Annotated in this window: 20 protein-coding genes; 13 read left to right on the top strand and 7 right to left on the bottom strand. The window is 50.7% G+C overall.

Annotated elements, in window-relative coordinates; all coding sequences use genetic code 11:
* Positions 1 to 93 precede the first annotated feature (93 nt).
* On the top strand, positions 94 to 2745 hold the full coding sequence (gene topA, locus FIT99_RS01390; RefSeq protein ID WP_140002237.1) for a type I DNA topoisomerase: 2652 nt from the start codon (positions 94 to 96) through the stop codon (positions 2743 to 2745).
* 33 nt (positions 2746 to 2778) lie between these two features.
* Here topA and FIT99_RS01385 read toward each other — a convergent pair whose 3' ends face one another.
* Together FIT99_RS01385 and metK are read right to left on the bottom strand one after the other, a co-directional pair.
* Positions 2779 to 4008 carry an HD-GYP domain-containing protein gene (locus tag FIT99_RS01385; RefSeq protein WP_140002235.1) on the bottom strand — a complete coding sequence of 410 codons (1230 nt, stop codon included), beginning with the start codon at positions 4006 to 4008 and terminating at the stop codon, positions 2779 to 2781.
* 138 nt (positions 4009 to 4146) lie between these two features.
* Complete coding sequence (gene metK / locus FIT99_RS01380) at positions 4147 to 5310, bottom strand: methionine adenosyltransferase (protein ID WP_140002233.1); 1164 nt, start codon at positions 5308 to 5310, stop codon at positions 4147 to 4149.
* Positions 5311 to 5475: 165 nt separating this feature from the next.
* Here metK and dapF point away from each other — a divergent pair, with 165 nt between their 5' ends.
* The 4 genes from dapF to FIT99_RS01360 all read left to right on the top strand — a co-directional run bounded on the left by dapF (position 5476) and on the right by FIT99_RS01360 (position 8698).
* Positions 5476 to 6306, top strand: coding sequence for a diaminopimelate epimerase (gene dapF, locus FIT99_RS01375; RefSeq protein WP_140002231.1), 831 nt, complete (start codon positions 5476 to 5478; stop codon positions 6304 to 6306).
* 17 nt (positions 6307 to 6323) lie between these two features.
* Complete coding sequence (locus FIT99_RS01370) at positions 6324 to 6980, top strand: DUF484 family protein (RefSeq protein WP_223261237.1); 657 nt, start codon at positions 6324 to 6326, stop codon at positions 6978 to 6980.
* 81 nt (positions 6981 to 7061) lie between these two features.
* Positions 7062 to 7943, top strand: a complete 882-nt coding sequence (xerC, locus tag FIT99_RS01365; RefSeq protein ID WP_140002228.1) for a tyrosine recombinase XerC — start codon at positions 7062 to 7064, stop codon at positions 7941 to 7943.
* Between the two features lie 170 nt (positions 7944 to 8113).
* The gene (locus FIT99_RS01360) at positions 8114 to 8698 is read left to right on the top strand and encodes a superoxide dismutase (RefSeq protein ID WP_140002227.1); all 585 of its coding nucleotides are present in this window, start codon (positions 8114 to 8116) and stop codon (positions 8696 to 8698) included.
* 95 nt (positions 8699 to 8793) lie between these two features.
* Here the strand turns inward: FIT99_RS01360 and FIT99_RS01355 are convergent, their stop codons facing one another.
* The gene (locus FIT99_RS01355) at positions 8794 to 9045 is read right to left on the bottom strand and encodes a hypothetical protein (RefSeq protein ID WP_140002225.1); all 252 of its coding nucleotides are present in this window, start codon (positions 9043 to 9045) and stop codon (positions 8794 to 8796) included.
* Positions 9046 to 9252: 207 nt separating this feature from the next.
* Between FIT99_RS01355 and FIT99_RS01350 the strand changes: the two genes are divergently transcribed.
* Complete coding sequence (locus tag FIT99_RS01350; protein ID WP_140002223.1) at positions 9253 to 9564, top strand: BON domain-containing protein; 312 nt, start codon at positions 9253 to 9255, stop codon at positions 9562 to 9564.
* Between the two features lie 74 nt (positions 9565 to 9638).
* A complete protein-coding gene (locus tag FIT99_RS01345; RefSeq protein WP_140002221.1) occupies positions 9639 to 9986 on the top strand; it encodes a DUF883 family protein in 348 nt (115 codons plus the stop codon).
* Between the two features lie 5 nt (positions 9987 to 9991).
* Here the strand turns inward: FIT99_RS01345 and FIT99_RS01340 are convergent, their stop codons facing one another.
* Complete coding sequence (locus FIT99_RS01340; protein WP_140002219.1) at positions 9992 to 10723, bottom strand: Crp/Fnr family transcriptional regulator; 732 nt, start codon at positions 10721 to 10723, stop codon at positions 9992 to 9994.
* A 185-nt stretch (positions 10724 to 10908) separates the two neighbouring features.
* On the opposite strand from FIT99_RS01340, the gene FIT99_RS01335 reads away from it, so the two are divergent.
* Positions 10909 to 11292, top strand: a complete 384-nt coding sequence (locus FIT99_RS01335; protein ID WP_140002217.1) for a hypothetical protein — start codon at positions 10909 to 10911, stop codon at positions 11290 to 11292.
* 57 nt (positions 11293 to 11349) lie between these two features.
* On the opposite strand, the gene FIT99_RS01330 is transcribed toward FIT99_RS01335, so the two are convergent.
* Both FIT99_RS01330 and FIT99_RS12405 read right to left on the bottom strand, forming a co-directional pair.
* On the bottom strand, positions 11350 to 12078 hold the full coding sequence (locus FIT99_RS01330) for a Crp/Fnr family transcriptional regulator (protein ID WP_140002215.1): 729 nt from the start codon (positions 12076 to 12078) through the stop codon (positions 11350 to 11352).
* 174 nt (positions 12079 to 12252) lie between these two features.
* Positions 12253 to 12444, bottom strand: coding sequence for a hypothetical protein (locus tag FIT99_RS12405; protein ID WP_140002213.1), 192 nt, complete (start codon positions 12442 to 12444; stop codon positions 12253 to 12255).
* On the opposite strand from FIT99_RS12405, the gene FIT99_RS01320 reads away from it, so the two are divergent.
* Complete coding sequence (locus FIT99_RS01320) at positions 12439 to 13809, top strand: SAM-dependent methyltransferase (RefSeq protein WP_223261236.1); 1371 nt, start codon at positions 12439 to 12441, stop codon at positions 13807 to 13809. The genes FIT99_RS12405 and FIT99_RS01320 overlap by 6 nt on opposite strands.
* A 204-nt stretch (positions 13810 to 14013) precedes the next feature.
* On the opposite strand, the gene FIT99_RS01315 is transcribed toward FIT99_RS01320, so the two are convergent.
* Positions 14014 to 14688, bottom strand: coding sequence for a PEP-CTERM sorting domain-containing protein (locus tag FIT99_RS01315; protein WP_189524769.1), 675 nt, complete (start codon positions 14686 to 14688; stop codon positions 14014 to 14016).
* A gap of 275 nt (positions 14689 to 14963) precedes the next feature.
* Between FIT99_RS01315 and FIT99_RS01310 the strand changes: the two genes are divergently transcribed.
* The 4 genes from FIT99_RS01310 (at position 14964) to FIT99_RS01295 (ending at position 16791) form a co-directional block, all read left to right on the top strand.
* Positions 14964 to 15518 (top strand): hypothetical protein, encoded by a 555-nt coding sequence (locus tag FIT99_RS01310; protein ID WP_140002209.1) that lies wholly within the window; start codon positions 14964 to 14966, stop codon positions 15516 to 15518.
* Positions 15519 to 15580: 62 nt separating this feature from the next.
* A complete protein-coding gene (locus tag FIT99_RS01305) occupies positions 15581 to 15985 on the top strand; it encodes a BON domain-containing protein (RefSeq protein ID WP_140002207.1) in 405 nt (134 codons plus the stop codon).
* Positions 15986 to 16016: 31 nt separating this feature from the next.
* Positions 16017 to 16235: a CsbD family protein gene (locus tag FIT99_RS01300; RefSeq protein WP_140002205.1), complete on the top strand. Its 219-nt coding sequence runs from the start codon at positions 16017 to 16019 to the stop codon at positions 16233 to 16235.
* A 340-nt stretch (positions 16236 to 16575) separates the two neighbouring features.
* Positions 16576 to 16791, top strand: coding sequence for a hypothetical protein (locus tag FIT99_RS01295; RefSeq protein ID WP_140002203.1), 216 nt, complete (start codon positions 16576 to 16578; stop codon positions 16789 to 16791).
* Positions 16792 to 16875: the final 84 nt, after the last annotated feature.

The raw sequence follows: 16875 nt of genomic DNA, 5'->3' as shown, positions 1-16875 counted from the left end.
GAAAGCCGTTAAATCATGACTTTCCTCACCGATATGTTGTCTAGTCGTTGAAACGCTTGCTATTATCTAGCCAACTCTTACACAGACCCCTCAATGTCAAAACTGCTGATCGTTGAATCACCTTCCAAGGCCAAAACTCTCAAAAAATATTTGGGCGCTGATTTTGAGGTCTTGGCTTCTTACGGGCATGTGCGCGACCTCATTCCCAAAAATGGCGCGGTAGACCCGACCCAGCAGTTCGCCATGAAATATGACATCATCGACCGGAACAGCAAACACGTCGATGCTATTGCCAAAGCGGTTAAAAATGCGGACAGCATTTATCTGGCCACCGACCCGGACCGCGAGGGGGAAGCCATCTCTTGGCATATTGCGGAGATTCTGGCTGAAAAAAAGCTGATTAAAAACAAACTGATCAAGCGGGTCGAATTTAACGAGATCACGCAATCAGCAGTCAAGCACGCGATTGACCATCCAAGAGATATCTCGATGGACTTGGTCAATGCGCAACAAGCGCGCCGTGCACTGGACTATCTCGTTGGCTTCAACTTATCGCCGCTGTTATGGAAAAAAATCCGCCGCGGCCTTTCAGCCGGACGCGTGCAGAGCCCCGCCTTACGTTTAATCGTCGAACGTGAGCTGGAGATTGAAGCGTTTACCAGCCAAGAATACTGGAGCATACACATGGGTGCGCTCAAGCATGCCCATGGCTTTGATACCAGATTGGTGCAACTGAATGGTCAAAAAGTCGAGCAGTTCACCGTCACCAACCAAGAGCAGCAAGCGGATATTGTCGGCAAGTTGTTACTCGCGTCTGCGGGCAAAACCACCGTCACCCGGGTGGAGAAAAAACAACGTAACCGTAGCCCCGCAGCACCATTTACCACGTCGACACTGCAACAAGAAGCCGTGCGCAAGCTGGGCTTCACCACTAGCCGTGCCATGCGTGTGGCGCAACAACTGTATGAGGGTATGGATGTCGGCAGCGGCACGGTGGGCTTGATTACCTACATGCGTACCGACTCGTTCAGCTTGGCGGCTGAGGCAGTGATGCAGATTCGTGATTACGTCAAAAAGCATTTTGATGCAGACTACCTGCCCAAATCGCCCATCATGTATAAAACCAAAGCCAAGAATGCGCAAGAGGCGCACGAGGCCATTCGTCCGACTGACATTACCCGCTCACCCGCCAGCGTGCGTCAGTACCTCAACGACGAGCAGTTCAAATTGTATGAAATGATCTGGAAGCGTACGCTGGCTTGTCAGATGACGCAGGCCAAGTACGACGCCGTCAGCGTCGATTTGGCGGTCGGCTCTGAATTAAACCTGTTCCGTGCCAGCGGACAAACATTGGTGTTTCCTGGGTTTATTGCCGTATATATGGAAGGCAAAGACGACGACAAGGACGACGAAGATGCCGAAGCCAAGTTACCGCATCTTGAGACAGGTGAAGTGCTAACGGTAGAGAAGATTTTCGGTGAGCAACATTTTACCGAGCCGCCCCCGCGCTACTCTGAAGCCAGCCTCGTGAAATCACTCGAAGAGCACGGTATTGGCCGTCCTTCTACTTATGCCAGCATTATTTCCACCCTGCAAGACCGTGAATATGTAGTGTTGGATAAAAAACGCTTCACCCCTACCGATGTGGGCCGCGTGGTGAACAAGTTTCTTACTGAGCACTTTACCCAGTATGTCGACTATGACTTCACCGCCAAACTGGAAAACGAGCTTGACGAGATCGCGGAAGGCAACCTCGACTGGGTGCCGGTCATGGATAAGTTCTGGCAAGGCTTCAATCAGCAGATTCTGATGAAGGCCGATGTGGAGCGTCCCGGCAATGAGCTGATTGATGAAATGTGTCCAAAATGCGGCAAGCAGTTGCAAAAGCAATTAAGCCGCTATGGCAGCTTCATTGGCTGTACAGGCTATAATGCGACGCCAAAATGTGATTACAAGCGCAACTTAGACGGCGAGGCGAATGCGGCCAGCGAGCCGGTCGTCATTGGGACGGATACCGAGACCCAAAAAGAAATTTATCTGATGAATGGTCCTTATGGCCCTTATTTGCAAGTCGGCCAGCCAGTTGAGGGCGATAAGAAAAAACCCAAGCGCGTCAGCATCCCCAAAGAGATCCCATTAAGCCAGGTCAATATAGACACGGCGCAAATGCTGCTCAGCTTGCCGCGCGACCTCGGCCAACATCCTGAAACGGGTAAGAAAATCGTGGCCAACATCGGCCGCTTTGGGCCGTATGTCAATCATGATGGCAAATTCAAGTCGATCCCGAAAACCGAGAGTGTCTTTAGCATCGATTTAGAAGGCGCAGTCACGTTATTGGCCGCTGCCAATGGCCCGACGCCCTTGGCTGACTTGGGTGCACATCCCTCAGGTGAAGGCCGTATTGAGGTGTTTTCCGGTCGCTATGGCCCGTATGTGCAGCACAGTGGCATTCGTGCAACATTGCCCAAGAGCGTCACCCCGGAGGCGCTCACTGTAGAAGAAGCGCTCGAATTGCTGGCGGAAAAAGCCGCGAAAGATGGCGGAAAAACTGCGAGTAAGAAACCCGCTGCAAAGAAAGCAGCCGCAAAAGCAACAGATAGCGAAAAAGTGCCAGTTAAAAAAGTGGCTGCCAAAAAGACCACCGTCAAAAAAGCCACAGCAAAGAAACCTGCTGCAAAGAAAGCCACGGCCTCCAAAGCAACCACTGCAAAAACTGCCACCAGCAAAAAAACGGCAGCCTCCTAACCACAATAAAAAAAGCGCCGAGGCGCTTTTTTATTACGAAGGATTGGTCCACAGGTGGTCTATGTTGCCGACACCCCAAGCCGCGGCGGACTCATTCCCAACGATCTCATCCATGCCCTTAGACAGATCCAGCTCGATCACTGGGATGTGCATTTTAGATTTGGTGGAAAAAAAGGCTTTGACTACCGGCTTGAGTAAGCTTTCAGGTGTTTGTTTCACCACCACCGCCAATCGGCCAGATTTTAAAATCACCACGGTACCAATAGGGTAAATCCCCAGGCTTTTGACAAATGCTTTGAACACCACCGGATCAAAGTGCCCAGTCCAACTTGCCATGCGTTTTAAGGCGATGCCGGGCTCCCAAGCGGGCTTGTAGGCGCGGGTGGAGGTGACGGCATCGTAGACATCGCAAATCGCGCCCATTTTGGCAAATACACTAATTTGCCCAGCGTCTAACTTTTCGGGATAACCCGATCCATCCACTTTTTCGTGATGATGCAAACAAACATCGAGAGTCACAGGATCTGATACATTGGCTTTTAACAGCATGTCGTAGCCAATTTTCGGATGTTGGCGGATCACGTCAAACTCGTTGTCAGTCAATGCACCAGGCTTATTTAAGATTTGCAACGGGATGCCTGCTTTGCCCATGTCATGCATTAATCCAGCCAGTGCCGCTTGCTTGACCTCGGCCTCAGACAATTTCAGTTCGCGGGCGAGCGCGGTCATCAAGGCACAGACGGCAACCGAGTGCATATAGGTGTAGTCATCGACGGTTTTCAAACGCACCAGACTGATGAGCGCATGCACATTCCGCGAAACCGACGCAGATATTTCTTCCACGATCGGCATCACAGCCTCGGCTTCAATCGCCTTACCCATGCGCAGATCTTTAAACATGGAAGAAATCGCGCTGCGTGAGGAGGAAATAATTTTTGCCGCCTGCTCACGTTCTGCTTCAAGCGTCGTGGGCTTTACCTCGGGTTGCATGATCTCTTCGGTGACGATAGGGCCATCCAGTTCTAACATGGCCAGTTCTTTGTCAGTCGGCGCATGCTCCTCAACTTCGTCCGGCAACACGTCCAAACCAAGGCTGATATCGATGACAATCTCACGCAATTGGCTTAATTTTAACTTCTGCAAATCAGCAGGGTCTTTAAGCACAAATTTTGAGCGCCAAAAGGGATGATCCATCCACGGGCCTTTCAGCTCATGAATGTACATCCCCAAACGCACCTCTTTGATGCCTATTGTTTTTAACATACCAACGATCTTACCCCATCAGAATGACTCTTATCATATCTTCTGTTAACGGCAAAAGATGAAAAAAAAAGAGGGCCAAAAGCCCTCTTGAACAATATTTTTACAGGTATATGTTCACACGATAATCATTATGCGAACTTAGATGCCTGCCGCAGCACGCAACGCGGCTGCTTTGTCGGTAGCCTCCCAGGTAAACTCTGGCTCATCACGGCCAAAGTGACCATAGGCCGCGGTTTTTGTATAGATAGGACGCAGCAAATCTAACATTTTGACGATGCCTTTTGGGCGCAAATCAAAATGCTCACGCACTAACTGAGTCAGACGATCATCTGAGATTTTGCCGGTGCCATAAGTCTCAACCATAATGGACGTTGGCTGTGCCACGCCAATGGCATAACTTACTTGCACCAAACATTTGTCAGCCAAACCGGCAGCCACAATGTTTTTGGCGACATAGCGACCCGCATAGGCCGCAGAACGGTCTACCTTGGAAGGATCTTTACCGGAGAACGCGCCGCCGCCGTGAGGTGCGGCACCGCCGTAGGTATCGACAATAATCTTGCGACCGGTCAGGCCGCAATCCCCTTGTGGTCCACCAATCACAAAGCGGCCAGTCGGGTTTACCAGATATTTAATCTCACCTTTGATTAATTCGGCTGGCAATGTCGGTTTGATAATTTCTTCAATCACCGCTTCACGAATCGCTTCTAGCGTCATGTCGGGCGCGTGCTGGGTAGAAACCAGCACTGTATCAATTTTGAATGGTTTACCATCCACATATTGAATGGTGACTTGCGATTTAGCATCCGGACGCAGCCATGGCAAGCGACCATCTTTACGCAATTGCGATTGGCGCTCCATCACGCGATGGCTGAGCCAGATCGGCAACGGCATCAATTGTGGCGTTTCATTCACCGCATAGCCGAACATCAGCCCTTGGTCGCCGGCACCTTGGTCAAGCGGATCGTCATTCGCGTTGTCTACGCCTTGCGCAATGTCAGGCGATTGTTTGTCGTAAGCCACCAATACCGCGCAACCCTTGTAATCAATGCCGTAATCGGTGTTGTCATACCCAATCCGTTTAATCGCATCGCGTGCCACTTTAATGTAATCGACATTGGCCGTAGTGGTAATTTCACCGGCCAATACGACTAAGCCTGTGTTTGCCAGGGTTTCTGCCGCCACGCGAGCGGTTGGGTCTTGGGCTAAAATGGCATCCAGAATACTGTCAGAAACCTGATCAGCTAATTTGTCGGGATGGCCTTCGGAAACGGATTCCGAAGTAAAAAGATATTCACTCATGTCTGACGCCTTGAAAAGTTAAAAGTTAATGAACCGTGCTGACTAAAGGCTGAAGCCGGCACGCAAAATGGGGAAAAAAGATTCTACCTGAGTTTATTTCGCGCAAGGAATAAATCTTTGACGTTAGGATGCCTTCAAGGGCTTGATGCGGTATCATCCTCAGCTATGAAATTGCGATTTACCAAAATGCAGGGCGCAGGCAACGATTTTGTGGTGATCGATGCCACGCAAACGCCTGTCACTTTATCTCATAGCCAGATCCAGCACATTGCCAACCGTTATCTTGGCGTAGGTTGCGACCAATTATTGATGGTTGAAGCCACCGATACGCCTGGCGTCGATTTTCGCTACCGTATTTTTAACGCAGATGGCGGTGAGGTCGAGCAATGTGGCAATGGCGCCCGTTGTTTTGTGCGCTTTGTGGTTGAAAAAGGCCTGACCAACAAACATGAGATTCGGGTCGAAACTGCCAGTGGATTGATCACTCTGATGTTGCAAGCTGATGGCCAAGTCACGGTGAATATGGGTGCACCGCGATTTATTCCGGCACAAATTCCTTTTGAAGCCGCCGCGCAAGCGACAACCTACACGCTACCTTTGGCAGGTGAAACCGTGACCATTAGCGCAGTATCCATGGGCAATCCGCACGCCGTCATGTTGGTCGATAACGTGCATACGGCAGAGGTCGCCACCTTGGGGCCACAAATTGAATCCCATCCGCGTTTTCCACAACGGGTCAACGCGGGATTTATGCAGGTGCTCAACGAGCATGAGATCAACTTGCGGGTGTACGAACGTGGCAGTGGTGAAACCCTGGCCTGTGGCACAGGGGCCTGTGCGGCGGCCGTGAGCGGCATACAACTCGGCACCTTGCAAAGCCCAGTAAAAGTACATACCCGCGGCGGTATCCTCACCATTCAATGGGCAGGCGCTGATGCGCCTGTCATGATGACCGGGCCAGCTGAAATAGTATTCGACGGCGAAATTGACATTTAAATGATTAGAATTGCAGCATGATGGAAGACAGCATTCACGAAAACGATATCAAGCAATACCTCAAGGCGCATCCGGACTTTTTTGAAAGCCATGCGCACTTGTTGGCAGAGCTTTTTTTACCCAGTCCGCATGGCAAAGGCACGATCTCGCTGGCCGAACGCCAGCAGATTGCTCAGCGCGATAAAATTCGCGTGCTGGAGTCTCGCTTCACCGAGCTGATTCTCACTGCCGAAGAAAACGAGGCCACCGCCAACAAAGTCCACGAGCTGACATTGGGTTTATTGTTTGCCAAAGATGTGAGTGCTTTGCAGGCACATGTGGTGGCATTTCTGGCCACGCATTTTCAGTTGCCAAATGCGCAGCTCAAACTGTGGGTCAACGAAAGCCATGCCGCCAGCGAGTTGTTTATCGAGGCCGAAGACTCTCTCAAAAACTGGGCCAAGGATTTAAGCCAACCTTATTGTGGCACCCTACCCACCATGGATATCGCCGGCTGGTTTACCGACACGCCAGCATCCTTGGCAGTAATTCCCATGCGCTATCAAGACATCACCTTTGGCTTGATGGCTATCCCGAGTGAGCAGCGTAGTCGCTTTTATGCTGGGATGGGCACGCTGTTTCTCAACCGGATTGGAGAGCTAGTGAGCGCTTCATTGGCCAGATATATTATATGAAAGCCCCCGCTGAGGTTTCCGCCAAGAGGCATCTACTTGCGGCAATTGTCAGCGTAACCTACGCCCTTAGAGGTCGTCGTCATGCATGAACTGCTGGACGACTACCTCGACTACTTACATTTTGAGCGTGGGCTCAGTGAGCATACGCGCAGCAACTACCAGCGGGATATTGAACGCTTGTTGCACCATCATGGGCAAACGCTGGCCACCCTCACCCCACAAGATATTCGCCGCCAAATCGCTAGTTTGAATAGCGAGGGTATGCATGGGCGCAGCATTGCTCGCATCTTGTCCAGCTGGCGTGGCTTTTATCGCTATCTGGTGTTACACAAGCAATTTCCCGCCAATCCGGTGGTCGGCTTAAGGGCACCAAAAGCGCCGAAGACCTTACCGCATGCCTTGTCTATCGAGCAAACCATCAAACTGGTCGAAATCGAAGGCGATACACCGATTGTGCTGCGTGATCGTGCCATATTGGAGCTGTTTTACTCCTCGGGCTTACGGCTCAGTGAATTAGTAGGTCTAGACCTTGAGCGCCTAGACCTGCAAGAAGGCCTGATCACGGTGATCGGTAAAGGCAATAAAACGCGCATGGTCCCCCTGGGCAGCAAAGCCATCATCGCCCTCAAAGCCTGGCTAGCCATCCGCAGCACATGGTTGAGCAAACGGCTCACAGAAGCTGCGGTATTCATCAGTCAGCAAGGCAGACGCATCCATGGCCGCACAATACAAAGCCGTATCAATCACTGGGTGACCGCACAAGGCATACAAAATCACGTGCACCCACACATGCTACGTCACAGTTTCGCCAGCCACGTGTTACAAAGCAGCGGCGACTTGCGTGCAGTGCAAGAAATGCTGGGGCATGCCAACATCAGCACGACCCAGGTCTATACCCATCTCGACTTTCAGCACCTCAGCAAAATTTACGACGCGGCGCACCCGCGCGCCCGCAAAAAGTAAGCACCACGCGCAATAACTTTGTACACACAAGGTTTTGCAAGATAGCAAACTATGGCAAAATAACCCTACTAAATTAGTAAACCTTTGCCCGCCTTGCGACTCAAACATCAACATCGTTTACGCTTGCAATAGCGGGCAACCATTTCAACAAACCTATTAAAGGAAACACCATGGAACATAGCTTACCAGCATTGCCATTTGCAAAAAATGCATTGGCGCCTCACATGTCTGAAGAAACATTTGACTTCCACTACAGCAAACACCACCAAGCTTACGTGACCAACCTCAACAACCTGATCAAAGGCACTGAGTTTGAAAACGCAGCTCTCGAAGACATCATCAAAAAATCCAGCGCTGGCATCTACAATAACTCAGCGCAAGTATGGAACCACACTTTCTTCTGGAACTGCCTGTCACCTAACGGTGGCGGCGAGCCAACCGGCGATTTAGCTGCAGCAATCAACGCCAAGTGGGGTTCATATGAAGAGTTCAAAAAAGCTTTTCAAACGTCTGCTGTCGGTAATTTTGGGTCTGGCTGGACTTGGCTAGTGAAAAAAGCAGATGGTTCTGTGGACATCGTCAATATGGGGGCTGCCGGCACGCCACTGACTACTGGTGACACCGCACTGTTGACCATCGACGTATGGGAACACGCTTACTACATCGACCACCGCAATGCGCGCCCAAAATTTGTTGAAACATTCCTCAACAACTTAGTGAACTGGGAATTTGCAGCAAAAAACTTTGCGGCTTAATGTGATATCCTAAATTTAGGATCGAAGTCAGACCGATTCACGCCCAACAAAAGCCTCGAACAACGGTTCGAGGCTTTTTTGTTAAACAGTGTGGCTTACCTGTTTGCAGCGTCCGCTGCAACTATAAAGCGATTGCGCTGATCTCGCTCCGCTCTCATCTCGTCCTGCCAGTCTAAAATTTGTTTTTCAACATCAGCCATGGTGTGTCCATACACGGTTTTTCTTTTGTCTTCAACCATCTGCGGGGGGTCTTGATCTAGGGGGGTGCGACTGGCCGCAGTGTGTTTTGACTGACGGTGCTTCGTATTGGGTTTAACAAAAAGGTTGTTTTGATTGACGATATGCATTGAGTGATCCTTTCGCGTTGACCAGCATGAAGAGGATATGTAAGCACATCATCCCCCCGATAAACTCTAGTCTGCTCAAACGGTGGGTTCTGTCTGTCAAACCACACAAGCATGTATCAGTCACCTAAGTGCGTCAACGAACAGCGTTGCGTCACTTGGCTGCTTACACTTAACTTTTCCTCTTTTTTAAGAAATCGGAGCGATGCCATGTTGCAGTTTCCCCGTGTTGCCTCGTTAGTAAGCTTGCTTGGTTGCGTTATTTTGCTCGGTTGTAGCACATCGCCCAAACAAGAAAGTACTGGCGAATATTTAGATGACGGCGTGATTACCACCAAAGTGATTGCAGCTATTTTGCATGAGCCTGGCTTGAAATCGGCAGAGATCAATGTCGAAACTTTTAAAAATCAGGTGCAACTGAGTGGTTTTGTTAGCACCCAGACCGAAATTGATCTGGCCACGCGCGTCACCAATACCGTCAAAGGCGTCAAGCACGTCAAAAATGATCTTCGGCTGAAATAAATTGGCCACCCCCGGTGCAGGCAGCGGTAGTGCATGCCTGCACATTCTATTCAGGTTTTCACAAGGACTTCACCATGCATATAGGCTTACCATTTTCGACACATTCAGCTACCGCCGCAGATGCAGGACGCACCTTGGCAGAAGATTTACATACCGTGATTGCAGATGTGCAATCACTGTTGCAGGCGACTGCGAGTCAAAGTAGTGAGGGGTTGGACGAGATACGCAGCAATATCACACGTTCGATTGAATCAGCTAAACAACGACTGCTAGAGAATGAGGCCATGCTGGTTGCCCAATCAAAAGCCACGCTAAAAGCGACGGATATTTATGTGCATGGTCATCCGTGGCAATCAGCCGGCATGGCCGCGGCGTTGGGCTTCGCCATGGGGGTTGGGCTTGCGTTGGCGCTCAAACGCTAGCCGCATCAGTGGGGTTTGGCATCCTCCGCGTGAGGATGCTGAGCGATCACCACGCCAGATTGCAGGGTGTCCATTGCGTAACATTGGCAGGCTTTTTCTAGCAGTGCCACTGGATTTAAAAGCTGCATTTGGCCACGGCTATAATGCAAAATCTGCGCATCTTGCAAACTACTGGCCGCCTTGTTAATGCCAGAACGACGCACACCTAGCAGGTTTGCCAATAACGCCTGCGTCATGACAAACTCTGTTGCAGAAACGCGTTGACTGTAAGTGAGTAGTAACCACGCCAAACGTTGTTGCAAATCGTGCTGCCCATAGCAGACAGCGGCTTGCGCAAAACGCGCATGAATCCCGGCAATATAGGTATCCAGCGCACGACAAAAATGCTTATGCTTGGCTTTGAGTGTATACACATGCTTGGCAGAAACGCGCAATGCGAAACCAGGGCTCAACACGTTAGCGGCATAAGGCTCTAATTGAACCCCCAGCGCGGCGACTAAGCCGACCATCCCCTCTAGACCTACCAACGCCAGCGCGATGGGCTTGTCATTCGCCTGTTGCATGATTAAAGCGACGACACCGCCGACCGGAAAATAAGCATAGTCCAGAGACTCTTCTGGGGTAATGAGCTGTTGCCCGGGAATCAGCCTCACCCACTCACCATGTTTGAGAAGTCGGTCATGGCAATCTTTATCCAGTAAACCGACCAGTTGATTGTGTTGCAGGGTATGTTTCATCTGTGCACCTTAGCAGTGCCGCCAAGCATGCTCTGTACGCTCGACCACATGCACACAGGATAATTATTTAATCCCTCTATGTGTGATGGCAGACGGTGGAGTCAGTCCTGATCGGCTCATGATCAATGAGTAGGTACCCTGCGCTTTTTTTAAAATGGCATACTCCCCCCAGACAAAGGATCCACATGACCATCCAACGTAAATTCAGCCTGCCGGACACACGTGGTTTACCTGGCAAAAAAAATGTGCGCGCGAATGCGGTAGATAGCAGCGGCGCAAAACCATTGATGGCCAACCAGCCGCAAGGTGCCCAGCAATTGATGGCCAACACTAAACTGATGAAAGAGGCTTGGCATGGCGTGTGGTATGGGGCAGGCGTGGGCTTACTCCTCGGTGTTTATATTTTGTATTTTCCATTATGGATCACGGTGTCACCGCCTTGGTACACGGGGGCGCATTGGTATGTAATCATGGCCATCACCATCTTAACCAGCACCCTCGTATTGGGCGTGGGGGCCGCCATATTGGGGGCGCATGTCTTGCATCGCAGACGGCTTCATACCTCGTGATACGAAAAAAAAGGCACGCTCATTGAATGGAGTATGCGCTCACATTCAATGAATGCCTTATGATTGATGGCGCCTGTGCATTTCTGGCAAAAGACGATCAAATTCTGTTTTAACCACTTGATAGCATTCACACACCCGATCTTCTAATTTTGGGCGGTCAAGCACCTTGATATGGCCGCGTGAATATTCGATCAATCCGGCGCGCTGCAACTTGCCAGCGGCCTCGGTCACGCCCTCACGGCGCACGCCCAGCATATTAGCAATCAGCTCTTGTGTCATATTGAGATCATCTGCTGAGAGTCGATCTAAACTCAACAATAACCATCGGCATAATTGCTGCTCAATCGAATGGTGCCGATTACACACCGCAGTTTGCGCCATTTGTGTGATCAGGGCTTGGGTGTAACGCAGCAACAGCTGCATCATCGGCCCCGCCCGGTTAAATTCTTGCTTCAACGCACTGGCACGCATGCGATAGCCATGACCGGCACTTTGTACCACTGCTCGACTGGGCGTCGTCTCGCCGCCCATGAACAGCGACACACCAAGAATTCCCTCATTGCCTACCACGGCAATCTCCGCAGAAGCGCCGCTTTCCAACACATAAAGCAAAGACACTATGGCTGTGGTTGGAAAGTAAACATGCTTGAGGTGCCCACCAGATTCATACAACGCCTGCCCTAAGGGCATCGATATATATTCCAGTTGGTCTTGGATTCGGGTGTAGTCAGCTTCGGGAAGTGCGTCTAGCAAATGATTCTGTTTGGGTGAATGTGGGGCGTGCATGCGTAGCCTCTTTTAAAATTTCGTCCCATCATAGAACAACTCACTATACCGCTATGTACGCTACCGAACATAATGAATTTTAAATAAAGCATGTGCGTTAACGTACTGACCAAACATGCGACACTGCATAAAATCTTTTTATTTGGCTGACAACAAGCGCTCTTTTACTGCTTGTTAGCCATACGTCCAAGGAGATTTCATGCAGGCATTATTCGAGGCTTTTGCAACTGCGCGGCAGCCAGCGCGCCGACTGATCAAAAAGCCAGCAACACTGCTGACATCCGGCCGGATCTGAGCGATACGGATGTAATGAATGGTCATCAGCGTTAGTCTCGCGATGACATTCAGACGCCATTTTGTATGCACGGCTTATTACAACTATTCACCTTAAGTTCGGTGCCTGAGCGGCATACCGACTGCATCATTAAATTGATGCAGCAACTGTTTACGCGTTTTGACGGCCATATACAAGTGCAACTATGGGACGGGCAACGAATCCATTTGGGAAGACAACCGGCGCCGCTTGATGGTAGCCCGTTTACGCTTATTTTTCGCACCCCTGCCATTTTGATGTCGTTTATCAAACGGCGCGATCCGCTCAGCTTTGCAGAGTCCTATTTTAAATGTGACATGGATGTCGAAGGTGATCTTGCTGCGTTACTGGCCTTGCGTGAGCAGTTTAATCGCTTGCATATAGACTGGCGCGTCAAAACGGCCGGTCTACTCAATGCGCTTACAATGCGCTTCAGCAAACCACTGTCCGTGCCACACTGGCAGCACAGCCACTTTTCAACCTCAAAAACGGTCTATCGCCACACCCGCAGTGAAAACCGCGCGTCTGTCCAGTTTCACTATGATGTATCGAATGCGTTTTATGGCTTGTGGCTGGATCCGGCGATGGTATATTCCTGCGCTTATTTTTCGAGCCCAACGCAAGATCTTGCCAGTGCGCAAACCGCGAAGCTGGACTTAATTTGCCGCAAATTGCAATTACAGCCTGGCGATCAATTTCTGGATATCGGCTGTGGCTGGGGCGCACTGGTGATCTATGCGGCGCGCCACTATGGGGTGACCGCGCGTGGCGTAACCTTGAGCCAAAAGCAGTATGACTATGCCCAAGCGCAGATTAAAAGTGCCGGGCTAGAGGCACGGGTGACCGTGCATTTGCAAGACTACCGAGATATTGCTGGGCAGGCGCTGTTTAATAAAATTGCCAGTGTCGGCATGTGTGAGCATGTTGGGATTAAAAATATACCGGTCTATTTGCAAACCGTGCGGCGCTTGCTCACCAGCAACGGTTTGTTTTTAAACCATGGAATCAGCAGTGACACTGAAGGCTGGCCCGACAATTTGGGTCATACTTTTGTCAACCGTTATGTGTTTCCGGATGGTCAGCTGGATACTTTGAGCAACTTGCAGCGGCAAATGGCGCTGGCACAGTTTGAGGTGCTCGATGTGGAGTCTATGCGTGCGCACTACGTCTTGACGTTGCGGCACTGGATCAAGCAACTGGCTCAACAGCATGCGTCGGCTTTGCACTATGTGAATGAAGCGACTTTTCGCATCTGGCTGGCATATATGACGGCAAGTCGCTTGTCATTTGAAAACGGTAATTTAGGCTTATATCAAACCCTTCTGTGCCCGCGCGGTGCGAGTCCATTGCCGCAACCGCTCACTCGGCGCCACATGCTGACACCGCACGCCCGACAGCCGCCTAATTTGGTATTTTGACCCGCACTAGGCTGGCATCAGCATTGTATATGCTAACCAAACTTAGACGCCCTAGTCTGCAACAGTGTGAAACCTAAAACATCATTCTATAAAAAATCACCTTAATGGATGGCCCGGCGGACGTGCCGTTCGTTGACGAACATTGCCGTGCAAGAATGCAAAAAAGCGCCACGATCATGGCGCTTTTTTTAGGGCAACAACTGGCTAGTTGAATCGCAGGTGTTGATCTTGTTTCTTGATGCGTCTGCTCCCAATCAGGCCGATCACCCCTAAGCCCACCAGCATCATAAAGTTAGCGGAGGCTTCAGGCACCGCAGCCGCAGGGCTAAAGCCTTCAGCATTATCGCCGATGCCATCTAATAAGCCAAAATTACCAGGCTGATAATTGGTTGCATTGGTGCGTATGATTTGGATAAAACTGGTGGTTCCTGGCTGAATTTTTGAGTCACCATTGGGGACAAAATTAAACCCGATCACGCCAGCCAAGGTGCGGTCTGCATAATCGGAAGCTTCCGTCCCGGTCACAAACATACCAAAGGCCGCACCAGTTTGATACACATCGACAACACTGGCACCCAGACTACTAAAATCAAACGCTGAGAATCTTTCGATACCGTTTTGTGAACTCGCATTATTGGTAAATTGGTAGTAAAAATCGAGGCCGGTGGCGGTGCTGTATACAGCGGCGCGTGCCGTGCCGTTGTAACTCACATTATTAATCAGCGTACTCACACTATCGAGCAATGTGCCGCCAAAATCGCTGGCCACCGTTTCCACGCTGCTGGTAGGCACATTGGCCACTAACGCCGTCGCCTGCGCTTGTCCGACCACGCCGACCAATGCGATTGTTGCCACGATATATTTCAATTTAAATTGCATACGAACCTCCCTGATAAAAGATGAGTAAACAGAGCGGTGTGCAGAAAAATCAACGCTCCGGATTCGCATCATTGCGCATTGAAATTTTGGCCTCTGTTCGCTAGGACACACTGGCATTAAATTCAGATTACCCGTTTACCTCCCCGCAACCACCATTGGCGTTGGCAGATGCCTAGACACTTGTATAGGTGCGTTATCGCACAGACCTTGCGTAGACGAGCCTGCAACATCTATGACATTCTAGCCAGCTGCGATTGAGCAGCGAAAGGGTGCGCATGCCTGCCTACCAACATGTACTGTCTGCGGTTTTTCAGCAACATGCCGATGCATTGGCGGCTTGGGAAACGCTGGCACAACAAGGTTTGTCTGCCAGGCAAATGCTGATTGAACCTAGTCCATCCACTTTGCCTGCACCGGCCAGAGCGGCCCGCAGTCAGGACACCTTCGACAACATGTTGCTCTGCGGCGGCATCGGTGCAGTCGCTGGGGGATTATTGGCAGTGTTGGCAGAGGTGATACTCGTTGCCAATCACGCCGCTTTATTAAGTCATGGTTTACTGTTGACGACGCTGGCCTTGTTAGGCTCAGGCGCAACCATGGGCATGACGCTGGGCGCGGCAGGGGGCGCCATGATGCGTGTCAAGCTTGCCTCTGGCGCAAACTCAACCAAGCCGCTAGGCCGAGTCTATGTATGGGTGCATGCGCTACTGGGACACCAACAAATGCAGTTATCCGTTTATACCTTTTCTACCTCAGAAACCGATATCGTCACCAAAGTCATGCAAACCTCGGCCAATTTGTTTCGCGATGACCGCATCGTTAGCCGCTGAAGCTCAGCCAAAGCAAGTTCAAGCAAACCAAGCTCAGCCAGACTCACATCAAGGAAAGCATTATGCGTTCGTATTTGATTATCAAATGTTTTCTCGTCAGCCTAGGGTTTTGCATAGGGCTCAGTAGCTGTGGTAATCCCGTTGCAACACCAGACAAGATCGCTGAGACCGCTCAGACGCCTAGTCCACCAGCGCAGCCAAAACAGGCATTTGCCGACCAAGTCGCCGCAGAGCGAGAAAGCATCAAAGGGCAGTTGGCAGATGCCGTGATTACCAGCAAAGTCAAAGCCGCATTGCTGGCAGAGACCACCCTCAGTAGCACTAATATTGAGGTGATCACACTTGATGGCGTCGTCACGCTGACCGGCGATGTGGAATCACTGACCATGAGTGAGCGCGCGTCCGAAGTCTCTCGAGCTATTACCGACGTCAAACAAGTCAGCAATGCGCTGACTATCCGCACCTAACTTCATAGGCACGCAACGCAAGGAGCACCACATGGAATGGGATCTCATTCAGCAAAACTGGCAGCCACTTGAAAGTAAAATTCATGCGCAATGGAGCCGGCTGACGCAAGACCACATTTATGCCATCGCTGGCAAACGTGAGCTATTAGCGGCCAAACTACAACAAATCTATGGCATTAACAAAGAAGAGGCGCAACAACAAATTAACGCTTTCGCCGACGCGATGCAGGGCATTGTTACGCAAAAATAGGTAGCTTGCCCGTTCAATAGTCATCATTGAAAACAACGATTACGGCCCAGCATTGACTGGCACAAAAGGGCCTCATGCGCGGATTGATCTAAAGCATTGAACCCAGCAGGCATCTCAACACGGACGCTCGGCGTGTGCGCTACACAGCTAAATACAGTCCGTTGGCATTGATGCGATGAAAAACATCCATGCGCCGTTTGGTGGCAGCACGACCAAATAAAAAACCAGAAATCCACGCGACTACGTATGCCAGCGCACAATCGGCTGCAATATTCCCGCGTAGCCTTGCAATAGGCCAGACCTGACGGCCCATTGCACGATTGTGAAAAAGGACATCCAGATGAGCTTTGAAGACAAAACCCCCGAAGAATTACTTCGTATTGTAAAAGCAGGGCTGGGATTCACCCTGCAACACGACCAGGTCTCCGCTGACGCATTGTGTGCGCTGGAGACAGCTGCCGCAGAAAGCGGCGCCCGGATTACCTTGGTACAACCCATCTATATGCATCGACGGCCATGGAGCAAGCAGCCTTGGAGGCCCGCTGCATTGACTTAAGGGGTCATCAAAGCACAGATGCTGGCGCTATGCCAGACGCGGTAAAGGTAGCAAAGCTGTAGCGGTCAACGCAGAAAATACATT

The organism is Methylophilus medardicus (assembly GCF_006363955.1).
In the GTDB taxonomy this organism is placed as follows: Bacteria; Pseudomonadota; Gammaproteobacteria; order Burkholderiales; family Methylophilaceae; genus Methylophilus; species Methylophilus medardensis.
Note: the sequence above shows the minus strand (reverse complement) of the source record. Positions and strands in the feature narration are given on the sequence as shown.